The 16,142-nt window shown below is 43.6% G+C and carries 15 protein-coding genes; 11 read left to right on the forward strand and 4 right to left on the reverse strand.

What is annotated here, in order from left to right; genetic code table 11:
- Nucleotides 1–7: 7 nt before the first annotated feature.
- Together DWW91_RS06665 and DWW91_RS06670 are read right to left on the reverse strand one after the other, a co-directional pair.
- Nucleotides 8–1,066 (reverse strand): BF3164 family lipoprotein, encoded by a 1,059-nt coding sequence (locus DWW91_RS06665; protein WP_007658938.1) that lies wholly within the window; start codon nucleotides 1,064–1,066, stop codon nucleotides 8–10.
- Nucleotides 1,067–1,297, reverse strand: coding sequence for an NVEALA domain-containing protein (locus tag DWW91_RS06670; protein WP_229061381.1), 231 nt, complete (start codon nucleotides 1,295–1,297; stop codon nucleotides 1,067–1,069).
- Nucleotides 1,298–1,601: 304 nt separating this feature from the next.
- Between DWW91_RS06670 and DWW91_RS06675 the strand changes: the two genes are divergently transcribed.
- The 11 genes from DWW91_RS06675 (at nucleotide 1,602) to DWW91_RS06725 (ending at nucleotide 14,087) form a co-directional block, all read left to right on the forward strand.
- Entirely contained in the window at nucleotides 1,602–2,660 is a 1,059-nt protein-coding gene (locus tag DWW91_RS06675) for a response regulator transcription factor (protein ID WP_046145006.1), read from the forward strand.
- A 260-nt stretch (nucleotides 2,661–2,920) separates the two neighbouring features.
- Entirely contained in the window at nucleotides 2,921–3,163 is a 243-nt protein-coding gene (locus DWW91_RS06680) for a GlsB/YeaQ/YmgE family stress response membrane protein (RefSeq protein WP_046145007.1), read from the forward strand.
- Between the two features lie 138 nt (nucleotides 3,164–3,301).
- On the forward strand, nucleotides 3,302–4,516 hold the full coding sequence (locus DWW91_RS06685) for a DUF4105 domain-containing protein (RefSeq protein ID WP_122327289.1): 1,215 nt from the start codon (nucleotides 3,302–3,304) through the stop codon (nucleotides 4,514–4,516).
- Nucleotides 4,517–4,549: 33 nt separating this feature from the next.
- Complete coding sequence (locus DWW91_RS06690) at nucleotides 4,550–6,139, forward strand: alkaline phosphatase family protein (protein WP_010802433.1); 1,590 nt, start codon at nucleotides 4,550–4,552, stop codon at nucleotides 6,137–6,139.
- Nucleotides 6,140–6,312: 173 nt separating this feature from the next.
- A complete protein-coding gene (gene secA, locus DWW91_RS06695) occupies nucleotides 6,313–9,690 on the forward strand; it encodes a preprotein translocase subunit SecA (RefSeq protein ID WP_007658948.1) in 3,378 nt (1,125 codons plus the stop codon).
- A gap of 92 nt (nucleotides 9,691–9,782) precedes the next feature.
- Nucleotides 9,783–10,013 (forward strand): DUF3791 domain-containing protein, encoded by a 231-nt coding sequence (locus DWW91_RS06700; RefSeq protein ID WP_007658949.1) that lies wholly within the window; start codon nucleotides 9,783–9,785, stop codon nucleotides 10,011–10,013.
- A complete protein-coding gene (locus DWW91_RS06705) occupies nucleotides 10,010–10,528 on the forward strand; it encodes a DUF3990 domain-containing protein (protein WP_007658950.1) in 519 nt (172 codons plus the stop codon). Before DWW91_RS06700 ends, DWW91_RS06705 begins: the two co-directional genes overlap by 4 nt.
- Nucleotides 10,512–10,733, forward strand: coding sequence for a DUF3791 domain-containing protein (locus tag DWW91_RS06710; protein ID WP_007658951.1), 222 nt, complete (start codon nucleotides 10,512–10,514; stop codon nucleotides 10,731–10,733). Before DWW91_RS06705 ends, DWW91_RS06710 begins: the two co-directional genes overlap by 17 nt.
- A 10-nt stretch (nucleotides 10,734–10,743) precedes the next feature.
- On the forward strand, nucleotides 10,744–11,895 hold the full coding sequence (locus DWW91_RS06715) for a glycerate kinase (protein ID WP_122327290.1): 1,152 nt from the start codon (nucleotides 10,744–10,746) through the stop codon (nucleotides 11,893–11,895).
- A gap of 200 nt (nucleotides 11,896–12,095) precedes the next feature.
- Nucleotides 12,096–13,202: an alanine dehydrogenase gene (gene ald, locus DWW91_RS06720; RefSeq protein ID WP_046145010.1), complete on the forward strand. Its 1,107-nt coding sequence runs from the start codon at nucleotides 12,096–12,098 to the stop codon at nucleotides 13,200–13,202.
- A 165-nt stretch (nucleotides 13,203–13,367) separates the two neighbouring features.
- Entirely contained in the window at nucleotides 13,368–14,087 is a 720-nt protein-coding gene (locus DWW91_RS06725) for a hypothetical protein (protein WP_007658956.1), read from the forward strand.
- A gap of 91 nt (nucleotides 14,088–14,178) precedes the next feature.
- Here the strand turns inward: DWW91_RS06725 and DWW91_RS06730 are convergent, their stop codons facing one another.
- On the reverse strand, nucleotides 14,179–14,571 hold the full coding sequence (locus DWW91_RS06730) for an HU family DNA-binding protein (protein ID WP_007658958.1): 393 nt from the start codon (nucleotides 14,569–14,571) through the stop codon (nucleotides 14,179–14,181).
- 199 nt (nucleotides 14,572–14,770) lie between these two features.
- Complete coding sequence (gene rseP, locus DWW91_RS06735; RefSeq protein ID WP_048315033.1) at nucleotides 14,771–16,102, reverse strand: RIP metalloprotease RseP; 1,332 nt, start codon at nucleotides 16,100–16,102, stop codon at nucleotides 14,771–14,773.
- Nucleotides 16,103–16,142 lie beyond the last annotated feature (40 nt).

Genomic DNA, 16,142 nt, shown 5'->3' on the forward strand with positions numbered 1-16,142 from the left:
TCGTTTGCTAAATCTTAAATTCTATAATCGGATCATCGCTTTTCACCTCGGTGGCGACAATCGTATTTGTTTCTTCGTTTACATCAATGCCGTGTATTGCGTGATCAAGAGTGTATTTTTGTACCGGATTTCCTTTCAGGTCGAATACATAAATAAATCTGCCTCCGTCTTCCAGTTCTTTTCCCTGCTTATAGGCGGCCAATTCATCTTTTAACTTCATTCCCTGAAATACCGCATAAATGTATTTGTCGGTAACTTTTATATCATTGAATCCCATAATTCCGTCCGGGACACCTGAACCGTCACGTGCCGTTTTGAACTCGGGCTCTCCGTTTGGGCCATACAATACTTTATGCGTACTGTCTTTTAAATTGTATATTTCCAGTGTTTCTCCCAATTGGGTGGCCATTGCCAATATACCATTATCGGGATTATAGTCCATGAAGGGACGCCAAGCTTGTGCCAATGCCGGACGCGATGTCTCTTCTTCTGCTGCTTCGCTGGGTATAGTGCCGTGGTTTTGGATGGCTTTGCCATCGCCGTCTACTTCCCAAAAACGGTGCTCACCCATGTAGTCGGGAACCAAAAATCCCGATTCCATCGTATGAAAGTCGAGCGAACGGACTAATTTCTTATCTAATTTGATCTCTTCGACCCGTTCCGCTGAACCGTTAGTCGAAGAGATTTTCCAACGTGTAATCTCCATCTTATTGGCATCAAGTGCCCATAAAGAGTCTAAGGAGTTGAATTGGATGCTGATAGCCGATAGCATTTCCTGTGGGGCCTCTCCACGTCTACCGAATGAAGCGATGTGTTTCCATTCCGGATAGGTAAATGCATGTAAATAATGATCCATATTATGTAGGTCCATGACAACAGCGATACTGTCCCTGACCGCTACCCGGAAGGGGTAGCGGAACAGGATAGTATCCAGGTTGATTACCTGTGCACTGAGCGCCTTGGTTTTGGGAAAATCCGAGTATCTTGGAAAGTGCGAATCCGGAGAACTCGAACAGGCGGTCAGATAACTAATACCTATTAATAATATGGATAAAGGATACTTCATCTATCTACAATTGATATATTTTCTTTTAACCCAATCTCCATAACAATCAACGGAACCTTCTCCCAAGCACAGAACATCTATATATTCATCTTCAGGATTTGCCAGGGCTTCGATGTTTGCAAATGTCAATTCTGTCATGCCGTTTTCATTGCTTTGTGCCGTATATAAATAAGTGGCAGCAATAAAGGATATCAGTCCTAATGTTAGTTTAAATGTTTTTTTTCTCATCATTTATTGTATTTAAGTTTTAACGAAGATAGGGCTATTTATTTGAAAAAGCAAGTGCGTTTACTCTTTTGAGATAGTGAAAATCAAAGATCTTGTCATTTTTACTGGTTAGCGATTAGTATAGTATTGAGATGGATGGATGCAAAAGATATGCAGTTTATATGCATATAATATGCAAGAACCTATTTTCTGTTTGATAATGTTTTGTTTATGGCTTTGCATGAATTGAGCATATTTTATATTTAAGATTAAAGCTTATTGTTGAAAAAAATATTCATATTTTTGTTGAAATAAACAGATTGAATCTATGAAAAAAAACATGAGTCTATATTGGGCATTTTTTATTTTGTCGGTAATCCTGAGCGGAGGCATACTCTATTATAAGGTATATAACGAAATAAAGATAGAAGCGTATGATATTTTTGAAGAAGTAGTGAATATGGATGTTGATGCGCGGATAAAAAATGAAAAAGTTGTTTATAAGAGGGTGAAAAAGGAGCAGTTTCATTTGGATTCTACCTATATTCAGACGTCAGCGGGAATAGATGCCCAAAGAAAAGAATTAACGTCGAATGCATCCAATAAGTATAACCTGATGCAGCATTATCTCAGTGATTGTACTCCCGTGCAAGTTTCGGCCATTGATAGTTTGTTTCAGATTGTTTTACAACGAGCTGGCATTTCTGCTAAAACTGTTGTAAAATCTATAGGAAAAGATTTCCCAGATAAATCGGCAGATGTGGTTACTTACAGTAAAGACATCCCTTTTATCTTTTTATATGTTGATTTGCCGATGAAAAAAATAGAAATGCCGGTTTACAATTTTACTTTAGGTTTGCAGGGCTTTATTCAATGTCCATTCTCTTATTTGTTAAAGAAGGCGCAGCACTTATTCTTATTCTGGTTTTTGGTATCAATTTTGGCTATTGCTTTATTGGTGCTAATACTATTTACGATAAGTCCGTTTATCCGGAAAAGAGGTAGAATTCTTTTTCCGAAAAATAAGGGATCTGATATTATCAAACATGTAGAACAAACAACCAGGGAGTGGCTGAGCGTTACAGATACAATTCTTCTGGATGAAATAAGTGGCGAAGTTAAGTGTGATGATGAAATAGTATTACGTTTAAAAGGGTTGAATTTAAAGTTATTTGCTCTATTTGTTAAAAACAAGGATGTTTGTGTTGTGTATGATCAGTTGAAAGTAGATATATGGAATAATGAGAATTTAAGTAATGCAACAATAAGTATACAAATTGGAAAATTGGAGAAAGAATTACAAACAAAAATACCATTTTTGTCTATTGAAAATATTCGTGGAGTAGGATATCATTTAGTAGTTTCTAAATCGCCTTCCGACAAATGAAGATGTATTTCTGTTTTTGTTTTCTCCAACTATCAAAATGACACTACTCTACCGGGTAAATCGGATTAATATACCGGGTAAAATAAAATACCCTACCGGGTAATATTTTTTAACATATCAAAGCGGTTTTCAAAATCGCTATTCGCTATCAAAATGTAAATTACAACACCTTTCTGATCGAGTAATACCTAACCATCAATTCGTTTAAACATAAACTCCCTATCCTTTGTTTATTAATCAGAACACTAAATTAAGTTATTATGGGAATTATCAGTTCGATTATTATTGGTATCCTGGCAGGCTTCCTGGCCGGGAAAATATTGAAAGGGAGTGGATTCGGGTTGATTGTAAACCTGATAGTCGGTATTATCGGTGGCGTATTGGGTGGATGGCTATTCGGCCTGCTGGGACTAAGTGTAAACGGAGTGATCGGCAGCCTGGTGATGTCAACCATCGGCGCAATCGTTTTACTATGGATCGTTTCACTATTCAAAAGAGAATAAGCAGCTTTGAGAATTGAAAAAAGTATACCTTTATCATATATACAACTATATATATTACAGTTAATACTTAATTTTCAATTCTCAATTTTAATTTTCAAAGCAAAACCCCTACCTTTGTACGGTAAAAACAAATATCGTATGAAAAAGAACCTGCTTCTGCTTTTCCTGTTCCTTTGCTTGATTCCGGCAAAGGCACAAACCGGATTAAGCGACGAAGCGCAGATAAGCATATTGACGGCAGCTCCATCCGACGATGAAGTGTATACCGTGTACGGACATACGGCCATACGGGTAAAAGATACTTTACATAAACTCGATGTAGTTTTCAATTATGGTATCTTCGATTTCTCAAAGCCCAACTTCATCTATCGTTTTACAAAAGGAGAAACCGATTATAAACTGGCAGCCTATAATTTTTCACATTATATAATAGAATATCAGATGCGGGGAAGTGAAGTGACCGAACAGGTACTCAACCTCACTCCCGAAGAGACCCATAAGATATGGAATGCCCTGATAACGAATGTACAACCGGAAAACGCCGTTTACCGATACAATTTCTTTTTCGACAATTGCGCGACTCGTCCGGTAGCCATTGTGGAGGACCAGGTAGACGGGAAAGTGCAATATAACAACCCGCCCGAACCTCAAACATTCCGCGACCTTATAAATTATTGCACGCGTAATCATCCCTGGCTGACATTCGGATGCGACCTGGCACTCGGAAGCCCGACCGACCGGACGGCTACTCCGCACGAAATGATGTTTCTCCCAGTCTACCTGAAAGATGAATTCGAAAAAGCAACAATCGTGAACCCCGACGGAAGCGAAAGGAAACTGATAAAACAGACAAACCGGTTGGCTGAACAACTGACAGACGACAATAATGGCAGTAAGATATGGTTTACGCCTATGTTATGCAGCATGATTTTTTTCCTGCTGATAGCAGCAATCACATTCATTGAATGGAAGAAAAAAACATATTTCCGCCTGGTGGATTGTATCCTCTTTTTCCTTGCTGGACTGGCGGGTACGGTATTGTTCTTCCTTTGTTTTATATCGACTCATCCTTGCATCTGGCCGAACTGGTCGATTGTGTGGTTACAACCTTTCGCCCTTATCGCTGTTATTTTGTTTGCAGTAAAAAAGTTCGGAAAGGCTGCATATTATTATCATTTTATTAACTTTGCGGCGCTTACGCTGCTGTTGGCGGGTTGGTATTTCATTCCGCAACACTTAAATATAGCTTTTATCCCGCTTGTTGCCACGCTTTGGCTACGTTCCGGATACGGTATATACAGAGGTAATATGGCAATTAAAGAATGTGCCAATATGCCAATAAAAGGAAAATGAAGCGTATAGCTTGAATATATGATGGAAAATCGGATGAGAAAAATAATAACGTCGCTTATTGCAATCCTGGTAGTCACTAACCTGGAGGCACAACAACGTACCCCCAAACTTGTGGTTTGCATCACCGTGGACCAACTGAGAGGCGATTATATAGAATACTTCTACAATACATTCGGTGAACGTGGTTTCAAACGGTTGATGAACGAAGGATTGGTTTACAACAATATCAAATTCGAATTTTCCGACATCGACCAGGCAAGCGCCTTCGCTACGCTGTTTACCGGAAGCAACCCTTGTTTCCATGGGGTTACAGGAAGTAAATACTACGACTTCGAGAATGATAAAGAAGTATCTATCCTTTACGACAAAGATTATATAGGTAATTATACCCGCGAAAATTATTCTCCTAAAAAGATGTTCAGCTCCACAATCGGAGACGAACTGAAGATTGCATCCAAAGGCAGAAGCGACGTGTATGCCATTGCCCCCGATGCGGAGAGTGCAATTCTTTCTGCCGGTCATGCGGCAAACGGAGCATTCTGGATGGACGACATGAACGGGAAATGGGCGACAACCACCTATTATAAAGGTCTTCCCTGGTATGTGGACCGTTATAATAATGGAGTAGAATCTTTGTCGGCACGTCTGGAGCAGATGGTGTGGACTCCTACCCTTCCATTGGACAAGTATAACGCTTTCCCGTACGTATTGGATGATATACCTTTCAAATACACATTTAATGAAAAGACAAACGATTGTTTTCCGAAGCTGAAGACGACCCCTTTCATTAATAAAGAGATTAACCGGCTGGCCCTGCAATTCCTTGAATACGGTGCATTCGGCACACGAAGTTGTCCGGATATGCTGTCGGTTACCTATTATGCGGGTAACTACAAAGGAATCATGAACAAGGACTACACCCGGGAGATTCAGGATACGTATTATCAACTGGATAAAGACCTGGAACAGTTTTTGGATGCCATCGATAAAAAGGTCGGCCTGGCTAATACCCTCGTCGTATTCACCGGCTCCGGTTATTATACCAGCGAAGAAGAATATGCAGACGGACTACTGATAAACGGTGGAGAATTCCATCCGAAACGTTGCGTCGCCCTGCTTAACATGTATCTGATGGCAATATACGGCCAGCAAAGCAGTTGGGTAAAAGGTTTCTATAATAACCAGATTTACCTGAACCGCAAAGCCATCGAAGACGCCAAACTCGACCTGAGAACGATACAGGATAAAGCAGCCGAATTCCTGATGGAATTCAGCGGTGTACAGCATGTTACCACCGACCATGCCCTGCTTGCCGGTGAATGGAACGAAGGAACGGTTAAATTCCGTCAGGGAACGCACCATCTGAAACGTGGCGACCTGATCATCGAACTGCAACCCGGCTGGATCATCAACAACGACAACCCGAAAGAAAAGGTAAAAATAATTCGTAATAACGCAGTAATTACCCCGTTGGTATTTATGGGTAACGGCATCAAACCGGAACATATCTACCGCGAAGTAAAAGCCACAGAGGTAGCCCCCACGGTAACCCATGTGCTGAGGATACGGCCACCGAATGCATCCCAGAGTTTACCTCTTTGGGAGTTGACGATCAAAAAATGAGATCTTGACCGGTCACTGGTATTATTGTTAACCTCCCATCTCTGGAATAAACAAAATTTGACAAGTATTTACTTTGGCACGGAATTTGATAATGATATATCATTCCGGTGATCAATTAAATCCGATCGTCAGCAAATAATCACTTTACGAAATAAAATAAATTAATATATATCATGGGATTTAATGAATTTATGACGAAACTGTTCGGCAACAAGTCGCAGCGAGACCTGAAAGAGATCACTCCATACGTGGATAAGATCAAGGCCGTATATCCGTCAATCCAGAAGCTCTCAAACGATGAGTTGAGAGCAAAAACAGATGAAATCAAACAACGTATTCAGGACTATGTAGCCGATGAACGGAAACAGGTGGAAGACCTCCGTAAAGGCATCGATGATAAAGAACTGGAAGAACGTGAAGCCATCTGGGCAGAAGTAGATAAAATTGAAAAGGCTATCACCGACAAGATGGAAGTGGTCCTGGAAGAATCTCTTCCGGAAGTATTCTCTATCATGAAGGAAACAGCCCGCCGCTTCACGGAAAACGAAGAAGTAGTGGTTACCGCTACCGATTTCGACCGCGACCTGGCAACCAAACACGATTTTGTCCGTATCGAAGGCGACAAGGCTATCTTCCTGAACCACTGGAAGGCCGGCGGTAACGAAATTACCTGGGACATGGTACACTACGACGTTCAGTTGTTCGGTGGTGTCGTTCTTCATAAAGGTAAAATCGCCGAAATGGCAACCGGTGAAGGTAAAACATTGGTAGCAACCCTGCCGGTATTCCTGAACGCCTTGACCCGTAACGGTGTACACGTTGTAACTGTGAACGACTACCTGTCAAAACGTGACTCGGAATGGATGGGACCGCTTTATATGTTCCACGGACTTTCCGTAGACTGTATCGACAAGCACCAGCCTAACTCGGATGCCCGCCGCGCGGCTTACAATGCAGACATCACCTTCGGTACAAACAACGAATTCGGTTTCGACTACCTGCGTGATAACATGGCGATCAGTCCGAACGATCTGGTACAACGCAAACACAACTATGCCATCGTCGATGAGGTCGACTCTGTATTGATCGACGATGCCCGTACACCGTTGATCATTTCCGGTCCGATACCCCGTGGCGAAGAACAGTTGTTCGAACAGTTCCGTCCGAATGTGGAAGTCGTTGTAAACGCACAGAAAGACCTTTGTTCCAAGTTGCTGATCGAAGCCAAAAAGAAAATGGCCAGCAGCGACCCGAAAGAAGTAGAAGAAGGTTCTATCCAATTATATCGTTCATTCAAGGGATATCCGCGTAACAAAGCGTTGATTAAATTCCTGAGCGAACAGGGTATCAAGGCACAGATGTTGAAGACGGAAGAATACTTCATGTCTGAAAATATGCGCCACATGCATGAAGCTACCGACGAACTGTACTTCGTGATCGACGAAAAGAATAACAGTATCGAACTGTCCGATAAGGGTATCGACCTGCTGACCGGCCGTTCCGACGACCCGACATTCTTCGTATTGCCGGATATCACTTCCGAACTTTCCCAGTTGGAAAACTTCAAGGGAACGGAAGAAGAAAAGCAAGCTAAGAAAGACGAAATCCTGGCTAACTATTCTGTCAAGAGCGAACGTGTACATACAATCAACCAGTTGCTGAAAGCCTACACATTGTTTGAAAAAGACGATGAATATGTAGTGATGGACAACAAGGTTATGATCGTCGACGAACAGACCGGACGTATCATGGACGGTCGTCGTTACTCAGACGGTTTGCATCAGGCTATCGAAGCCAAGGAAGGTGTAAAAGTGGAAGCTGCCACACAGACATTCGCAACTATCACTTTGCAGAACTACTTCCGTATGTACCACAAACTGTCAGGTATGACAGGTACGGCAGAAACGGAAGCCGGTGAATTCTGGGACATCTATAAACTGGATGTCGTAGTGATTCCGACCAACCGTCCGATTGCCCGTAACGATATGAACGACCGTATCTACAAGACCAAACGCGAAAAGTACGCCGCTGTTATCGAAGAAATCAGCGCATTGGTTGAAGCCGGACGCCCGGTACTGGTAGGTACGACTTCCGTAGAAATTTCGGAATTACTGAGCCGTATGCTTACCCTGCGTAAGATCAAACATAATGTATTGAATGCGAAGTTACACCAGAAAGAAGCCGAGATCGTTGCCCTGGCAGGTCAGAGCGGAACGGTAACTATCGCAACCAACATGGCCGGTCGTGGTACCGACATCAAGCTGTCGGCTGAAGTAAAGGCAGCAGGCGGTTTGGCTATCATCGGTACGGAACGTCACGAAAGCCGTCGTGTAGACCGCCAGTTGCGTGGTCGTGCAGGACGTCAGGGTGACCCGGGTTCTTCTGTATTCTACGTATCACTGGAAGATAACCTGATGCGTCTGTTCGCTTCCGACAAGATTGCCGGACTGATGGACAAGTTGGGCTTCAAAGAAGGCGAAGTGCTGGAACACAATATGCTGAGTAAGTCAGTGGAACGTGCACAGAAGAAGGTGGAAGAAAACAACTTCGGTATCCGTAAACGTTTGCTGGAATATGATGACGTAATGAACTCACAGCGTAACGTAATCTATACCCGCCGCCGTCACGCCCTGATGGGAGAACGTATCGGACTGGACGTATTGAATACGATCTACGATACATCTACCGCTATCGCCGAAGAGCATTCCGACGGTCTGGACTATGAAGGTTTCAAACTGGAACTGTTCAAGACATTCGCAATGGAAAGTCCGTTCACCGAAGAAGAGTTCAAGAGCATGAAAGCCTCTCAGTTGGGAGACAAATTGTTCGAAAACGCATTGCAGACATTCAAACGCCGTATGGAACGTATGACGCAGGTAGCCAACCCGGTTATCAAGCAGGTTTACGAACACCAGGGTGCGATGTATGAAAACATCATGATCCCGGTAACCGACGGAAAACGCATGTACAATGTTTCATGTAACCTAAAGGAAGCATACGAAACAGAAAGCAAGGTAATCGCAAAATCATTCCAGAAATCAATCGTTCTGCATACGATAGACGAGGCTTGGAAAGAACACCTGCGTGAAATGGACGAACTGCGCCACTCGGTACAGAATGCCAGCTACGAAAACAAAGATCCGCTGTTGATCTACAAACTGGAATCATACAACCTGTTCAAGACAATGGTCGACACCATGAACCGTAAGACTGCCGCCGTCCTGATGCGCGGACAGATTCCGGTACGTGAGGAACCGACAGAAGAAGAAAAACAGGCAATGGCTCAGCGCCAGGCTGCTGCACAAGCTGCTCAGCAAGCTGCCGAACGCCAGCGTATCGAAGTAAAACAGGCCGGTCCGGAACAACGCCAGGACATGAGCCGCTATCGTACGGAGAAAACCGACATCAGCGGAAACAATGATCCGGAAGAACGTGCACCGCAACAGCCTAAACAAGAACCGGTTCGCGCCGAAAAACGTGTAGGCCGTAACGATCTCTGTCCTTGCGGAAGCGGAAAGAAGTACAAAAACTGTCACGGACAAGGTTTATAATACCTGACAGAATAACAGATAAGAAAAGGGTGGCTTGTAAAAGCTGCCCTTTTTTTCTATATTTGCACCAGATCACAATAAAGATAAATCCCATGACATTAGAAGAAAAGAAAATGGAATTCGTTGTTTTCTGTATCGAAAATGTTGCGGAACAGTTGAATGAACTGCCGGAAAATATTTATTCCAGATTAAATAACCTGGGACTTATTGATGATTTATTATTCGACTGTTACGAAGTTCTTCATACCCAAAGCAAGCAACATATAACGGAAGATATTATATTAGCCCTGAAAAACAGGGAGAAAGGAGAAATAAGTCAATGATAGTATATCATGGTTCTACCCTTTGCGTAGAAAATCCTTTAGTTGGCGTATGCCGTGACAATCTTGACTTTGGCAAGGGCTTTTACCTCACGGATATATGTGAACAAGCCATTAGCTGGGCCAAACGGGTAGCTATTATTTACAACAAACCGAACGCATACCTCAATAAATATGAATTAGACTATGAAACAATATGCCGGAATTACCGGATATTATCATTTGAAACCTACAACGAAACCTGGCTCGACTTCGTTATGGCTTCCCGGCGTGGCGAGCGTCGTTGGTCTGATTATGACATAATAGAAGGAGGCATAGCCAACGATCGTGTATTCAACACAATAGAACTATATTTTAACGGTCTGATCGATAAAGGCGAGGCTTTGAAGCGTCTTAGTTATGAACAACCGAATAATCAGATATGTCTGTTAAACCAATCACTTATAGATAAATATCTGCATTTTATAGATGCTACTAACATTAACAAGGAGGAAAGAAACGATGTCACAAGCCAATAATACATTGCTTCAAATGAAATATGCCCGGATTATTATGGGACTTTCCAAACGCCTGGGAATCAGTAGTCGCAGAGCATTAGCGCTTTTTTATGAATCGAATACCTATCAATATCTACGTCAGAAAATAGGAGATCTGCACTGCATGAGTGATAACTACCTCATTGATGAATTGATTATCGAATATACCGGTAAACAGGGTTCATAAGCCATTGAACATGAAAAAAGTTGTCATCGCCGTCGACTCTTTTAAAGGCTGTCTTTCTTCTTCCGATATAGCGAAAGCTGTTGCGGAAGGAATTCACCATGTCATCCCCGGATGCGAAGTAATAAAGGTTCCCATTGCCGACGGTGGCGAAGGTACTGTTGAAGCACTGACACAGGCTACTCACGGGCAAGTTATTACGATTCCTGTACATAATCCATTCATGCAACCCATCCAGGCCAGCTATGGCATAACCGGTGACGGACAAACCGCTGTCATCGAAATGTCGGCAGCCAGCGGACTGGACCTGATTCCCCGGAAAGAAGGAAACGTGATGCACACCACCACTTACGGAACCGGCGAACTGATAGCCGATGCCGTCGATCGCGGTTGCCGTAACTTCATCATCGGTGTGGGCGGCAGTGCCACGAACGATGCGGGTGTCGGCATGATGCAAGCCTTAGGAGTCCGTTTCACCGACGATAACGGCAACGAAGTAGAAAAGGGCGGAAAGGTACTATCTGCTATCTGCCATATCGACACCCGGAGCCAGCTTCCCGAGTTATCCGCCTGTACCTTCCATATAGCGACAGACGTGACCAACCCTTTCTTTGGTCCGCAAGGAGCCGCCCACATCTTCGGTCCTCAGAAAGGAGGCAATGAAATGCAAGTCGAAGCACTCGACAAAGGGATGAAACACCTGGCCGGCCTGATCCTTGAAACAACCGGCAGAGACATCAGCAACCTGCCCGGAGCAGGAGCCGGAGGAGGCATGGGAGGAGGCTGCGTAGCTTTCCTTCAGGCAAAGATTTCATCCGGTATCGAACTGATTACAGAATATATCCATTTCAAAGAAATAATCAGGGAGGCCGACCTTGTCATCACCGGCGAAGGAAGAATAGACAGGCAAACCCTGTTCGGAAAAGTCCCGGTCGGCATCGCCCACATTGCAGCATCACAGCATATACCTGTTATCGCCATCACCGGACAAGTGGAAACTGATGCAGAAACGGACAAACAATTACTACAGGCCGGATTATCCGCAATCTTTCCTATACACCCCGCTCCGGTTAGTTTGGAAGAAGCTATGCACCCCAATTATGCTTTCCGGAATATCCGGAGAACAATAGAACAAGTCTGCTTTCTCTTTACTGTTTCACGATAGCACCATGATAATTAGGTTGTTATCCATTTTGAGCCAGTTACAACCAGTCACTATAAACAGACAGTTCAATTATTTCTATACTTCAGCCATCTCTTACCATCTTATTATTTTTGTCAATAAGTAATAAAAAGAGATTTCTAACAGCATAATGTCATATTTTTCTGTACATTGCAGCATAATAACTATTAAAGACTAACATTATGATCATCGGAATTCCTAAAGAAATCAAGAACAATGAGAACCGGGTAGCGCTTACGCCTGCCGGAGCAAAAGAGTTGGTAAAAAGAGGACACACCGTATATGTGCAGCATACTGCGGGTGAGAACAGCGGTTTTCCAGATTCAGCCTATGAGACAGTCGGAGCAAAGATTCTCCCGTCGATCAACGACGTCTACCAGACTGCTGAAATGATCGTGAAAGTAAAAGAGCCGATTGCCGTAGAATATCCTTTAGTACGGAAAGGACAACTGGTCTTTACTTATTTTCATTTTGCCTCGGACGAAAAGCTGACGCTTGCCATGATGGACAGCGGCTCCGTCTGCCTGGCCTACGAAACGGTAGAAAATCCGGACGGTACACTTCCTTTATTAATCCCTATGAGCGAAGTCGCCGGACGCATGTCGATACAGGAAGGCGCACGTTTCCTAGAGAAACCCCAGGGAGGCAAAGGCATCCTGTTGGGTGGCGTACCGGGAGTGAAACCTGCCCGCGTACTGGTACTCGGTGGTGGTATAGTTGGCTACAATGCCGCGCTGATGGCTGCCGGAATGGGTGCCGACGTGACAATAGCCGACATCTCACTTCCACGCCTGCGCCATCTGGAAGAGGTCATGCCCGCCAATGTCAGGACTTTATATTCTTCTACGCATAACATCGAAACGGAACTTCCGGCGACCGACCTGGTGATCGGTGCCGTCCTGATTCCCGGAGCCAAGGCACCTCATCTGATCACAAAAGAGATGCTGGGACTAATGAAACCCGGCAGTGTCTTGGTAGACGTAGCGATCGACCAGGGCGGTTGTTTCGAAACTTCACATCCGACAACCCATGCCGATCCCGTTTACACAGTCGACGGTATCGTACATTATTGCGTAGCCAATATCCCGGGTGCCGTGCCCCAGACTTCCACGCTGGCATTGACCAATGCTACCCTCCCCTACGTGCTGGAACTGGCAGACAAAGGTTGGAAAGAAGCCTGCAAAGAAGATAAGACACTCTATCCCGGATTGAACATCATTGAGGGACAGATTGTCTATCCCGCCGTTGCCGAAGCGTTCGGATTACCTTGTTATCCGGCGGTATTATAATCTACAGATAGCACGCAGATGACACTGATTTCATCCAACTTTGATAAATCAATTACTCCCTCTCTTTCCTTTATAATTACAAAAAAATGTAAAATCGCTTTGATACTTTTATTGAGGTTACTACCTTAGCGCAACTAATAATAAAAATTAAATCGTTTAACAACCATGAAGAAAATTGTTTTGTTATTGGCTTTTTGCCTGAGTATTGGAAACGTATTTGCACAAGACGCTGATAAACTGCGTGATGAAGGTGATGCTGCCTTGAAAGCAAAGAACTATGCAGAAGCTTTTACAAAGTATGACGGGTTCCTGAAACAAACAAACAATGAAGATGCAGACCGTGTTTTCAACTGTGCATTTGCCGCTTTCCAGGCAAAAAAGTATGAAGATGCTGTAAAGTATTACGATCTGGCTATTCAAAAGAACAAAAACATTGATGACGCTTATACAGGTAAAGCAATGGCATTGCGTAACCTGAATAAAGCTGCCGAATTTACAGCAACCGTTGAAGCCGGCCTGAAAGCTAAACCGGGTGATGCAGATCTGGAAAAACTGCTTTATGTATATTGCATGAAACAAGGTCAGGCTGTACAAAAAAGCGGAAAGATTGCTGATGCTGAAGAATTATACAAAGACGTGCTGATCGTAAGCAATCCCAAATACAAAGAAAATGCTTTGTATAGCTTAGGAGCCATGTATTACAACGAAGGAGCCAAGATTCTGGCTGCTGCTACCGACCCGGCTAAATATGAAGCTGAAAAAGATAAGGCAGACGTTCAGATGAAAAAGGCAAAAGAATACATGGAACAGGCAGTAGCTCTTAACGCAGCGAACGCTAACGCCAAGAAAATCCTTGATTCCATCAACGAAACATTGGCTAAATAACATCCCCTGAATCCACACATTCGGTTATACAACAAAACAAGGCACGGATACACATCATAATCCGTGCCTTATTTTATAATCTCCGTTCGATTTACTCCAAACAAATCCATTCCAAATCCTCTGCAATCAAGGTCTGTTCGGTAATCTGCCCTTTATGACCACGCTTGTATTCAGGAATAAACCCCACCTTAACGGCTGTAATTTGCCGAGGTGATACCTCTTCAGGCATATCCACCCCCTGCCCAACGGACTGGCAGGTCAGATAGAAAGTTCCAATCCCCATCAAGCGTACCGACTGCCCTGTGCTCAACATATCGGCCAACACATCACCCAGATTTGCCAATACGGCATACGTATCCCCACGGCTCACAGTAGAAATCTTTGACAAACGAGCTGCTACATCGTCTGTCGTAAATGGGCTCTTTCCCGTCACTGCCCGCGGATACCATTTTTTTCCTAACTTTTGTTTCTTGTAAAATGCCATATTCATTCCTCCTTATCTGTGAATCGACAAAGAATCATTCCGGATGATTATACAAATCATTCCCATTGATTGTATGAATCATCGGGGATGATTCCTCATCTTTCCGCAAATATAATACAAACAAGTATAAATAAAAAGCACATGTCACCCGAATTTTATCTATTCGGATAACACGTGCTCAAAAAACCTCCGGTCTACTTCAGGACTTGAAGAAGAAGCGGAATATATCATTACCGTTTGCGTAGATCAGCAAAGCGAAAAGCAGGAACATACCGGTTATCTGGGCATATTCGAGGAACTTGTCGCTCGGCTTGCGACGGGCAATTACCTCATACAAGAGGAACATCACATGACCGCCATCCAACGCCGGAATAGGCAATATATTCATAAAGGCCAGGATGATTGACAGGAAAGCTGTCTGCATCCAGAACACCTGCCAGTCCCAAACTGTCGGGAAAATGCTGCCGATCGTACCAAAGCCGCCCAAACTCGAAGCGCCTTCCTTAGTGAATACATACTTCATGTCGTTCACATAGCCTTTCAAGGTATTGATACCCAGTCTGACACCGGCAGGAAACGATTCGAAAAAGCCGTAAGTACGGGTTACCGTCGGGTATAAATCCGTTTTGCTCATCAGATAAACACCGATCTTACCCGCCGTATCCGGTTGGATAACAACCGACTGTTCCATTCCGTCACGGTAAAATCCCAAAGTAATATCCTTTCCTTTATTCTGATCCAGCATTTTAGCCACATCTTCAAACAGAGGGGTTGCCTGGCCGTTAATCGAGACAATACTGTCTCCCGGTTGCAAACCGGCAGTAGCAGCAGGCGAATCTTTCTCAGAAAGTTTCTTTACAACCATCGGAACACGATCCGGACTGGCAAATCCTTTTCCTTCACGCATAAAACGCTGCATCATATCCTCCGGTATAGGAATAACCGTTTCCACACCATCACGCAAGACTGTTACATTACTTGCTTCCACAACCTTACGGAAGCTGGACTGATCCAGGCGATCCAATTCCTCATTGTTGGCCTTCAACAGGATATCACCGTCGCGGAAACCTACCTCCTGAAATGCCTCGCTGTAATACATGCCATGCTTCATATTTTTCAGAGGCAAATAAGTTTCGCCCCAGGTATAAAGCACCATCGAATAAATAAACAACGCCAACAGGAAGTTAAACAAAACCCCTGCGATCATGATCATCAAACGCTGACCGGCCGGCTTGGAACGGAACTCATACGGTTTGGCAGGCTGTGCCATCGCTTCCTTGTCCATACTTTCGTCGATCATACCGGATATCTTGCAATAACCGCCTAGAGGCAGCCAGCCGATACCATATTCCGTTTCGCTGTTCTTCGGCTTGAATTTGAACAATGAGAACCAAGGATCGAAGAAAAGATAAAACTTCTCTACCCGTACCTTAAAAATACGGGCAAAGATAAAATGTCCGAACTCATGTACAAGGACCAATATCGATAAGCTCAGGATGAGCTGTAACGCTCTAATTAAAAATGTCTCCATCTATTTGTTTGTCTGTATTAATTTATTTCTTTTTACTCAT

The organism is Parabacteroides sp. AF17-3, from assembly GCF_003635445.1.
GTDB lineage: Bacteria > Bacteroidota > Bacteroidia > Bacteroidales > Tannerellaceae > Parabacteroides > Parabacteroides goldsteinii.

What these genes read in the sequence shown, in the direction of transcription:
- DWW91_RS06665 (WP_007658938.1), bottom strand. Translation starts at nt 1,066, where the DNA reads ATGAAGTATCCTTTATCCATATTATTAATAGGTATTAGTTATCTGACC.
- DWW91_RS06670 (WP_229061381.1), bottom strand. Translation starts at nt 1,297, where the DNA reads ATGATGAGAAAAAAAACATTTAAACTAACATTAGGACTGATATCCTTT.
- DWW91_RS06675 (WP_046145006.1), top strand. Translation starts at nt 1,602, where the DNA reads ATGAAAAAAAACATGAGTCTATATTGGGCATTTTTTATTTTGTCGGTA.
- DWW91_RS06680 (WP_046145007.1), top strand. Translation starts at nt 2,921, where the DNA reads ATGGGAATTATCAGTTCGATTATTATTGGTATCCTGGCAGGCTTCCTG.
- DWW91_RS06685 (WP_122327289.1), top strand. Translation starts at nt 3,302, where the DNA reads ATGAAAAAGAACCTGCTTCTGCTTTTCCTGTTCCTTTGCTTGATTCCG.
- DWW91_RS06690 (WP_010802433.1), top strand. Translation starts at nt 4,550, where the DNA reads ATGAGAAAAATAATAACGTCGCTTATTGCAATCCTGGTAGTCACTAAC.
- secA (WP_007658948.1), top strand. Translation starts at nt 6,313, where the DNA reads ATGGGATTTAATGAATTTATGACGAAACTGTTCGGCAACAAGTCGCAG.
- DWW91_RS06700 (WP_007658949.1), top strand. Translation starts at nt 9,783, where the DNA reads ATGACATTAGAAGAAAAGAAAATGGAATTCGTTGTTTTCTGTATCGAA.
- DWW91_RS06705 (WP_007658950.1), top strand. Translation starts at nt 10,010, where the DNA reads ATGATAGTATATCATGGTTCTACCCTTTGCGTAGAAAATCCTTTAGTT.
- DWW91_RS06710 (WP_007658951.1), top strand. Translation starts at nt 10,512, where the DNA reads ATGTCACAAGCCAATAATACATTGCTTCAAATGAAATATGCCCGGATT.
- DWW91_RS06715 (WP_122327290.1), top strand. Translation starts at nt 10,744, where the DNA reads ATGAAAAAAGTTGTCATCGCCGTCGACTCTTTTAAAGGCTGTCTTTCT.
- ald (WP_046145010.1), top strand. Translation starts at nt 12,096, where the DNA reads ATGATCATCGGAATTCCTAAAGAAATCAAGAACAATGAGAACCGGGTA.
- DWW91_RS06725 (WP_007658956.1), top strand. Translation starts at nt 13,368, where the DNA reads ATGAAGAAAATTGTTTTGTTATTGGCTTTTTGCCTGAGTATTGGAAAC.
- DWW91_RS06730 (WP_007658958.1), bottom strand. Translation starts at nt 14,571, where the DNA reads ATGGCATTTTACAAGAAACAAAAGTTAGGAAAAAAATGGTATCCGCGG.
- rseP (WP_048315033.1), bottom strand. Translation starts at nt 16,102, where the DNA reads ATGGAGACATTTTTAATTAGAGCGTTACAGCTCATCCTGAGCTTATCG.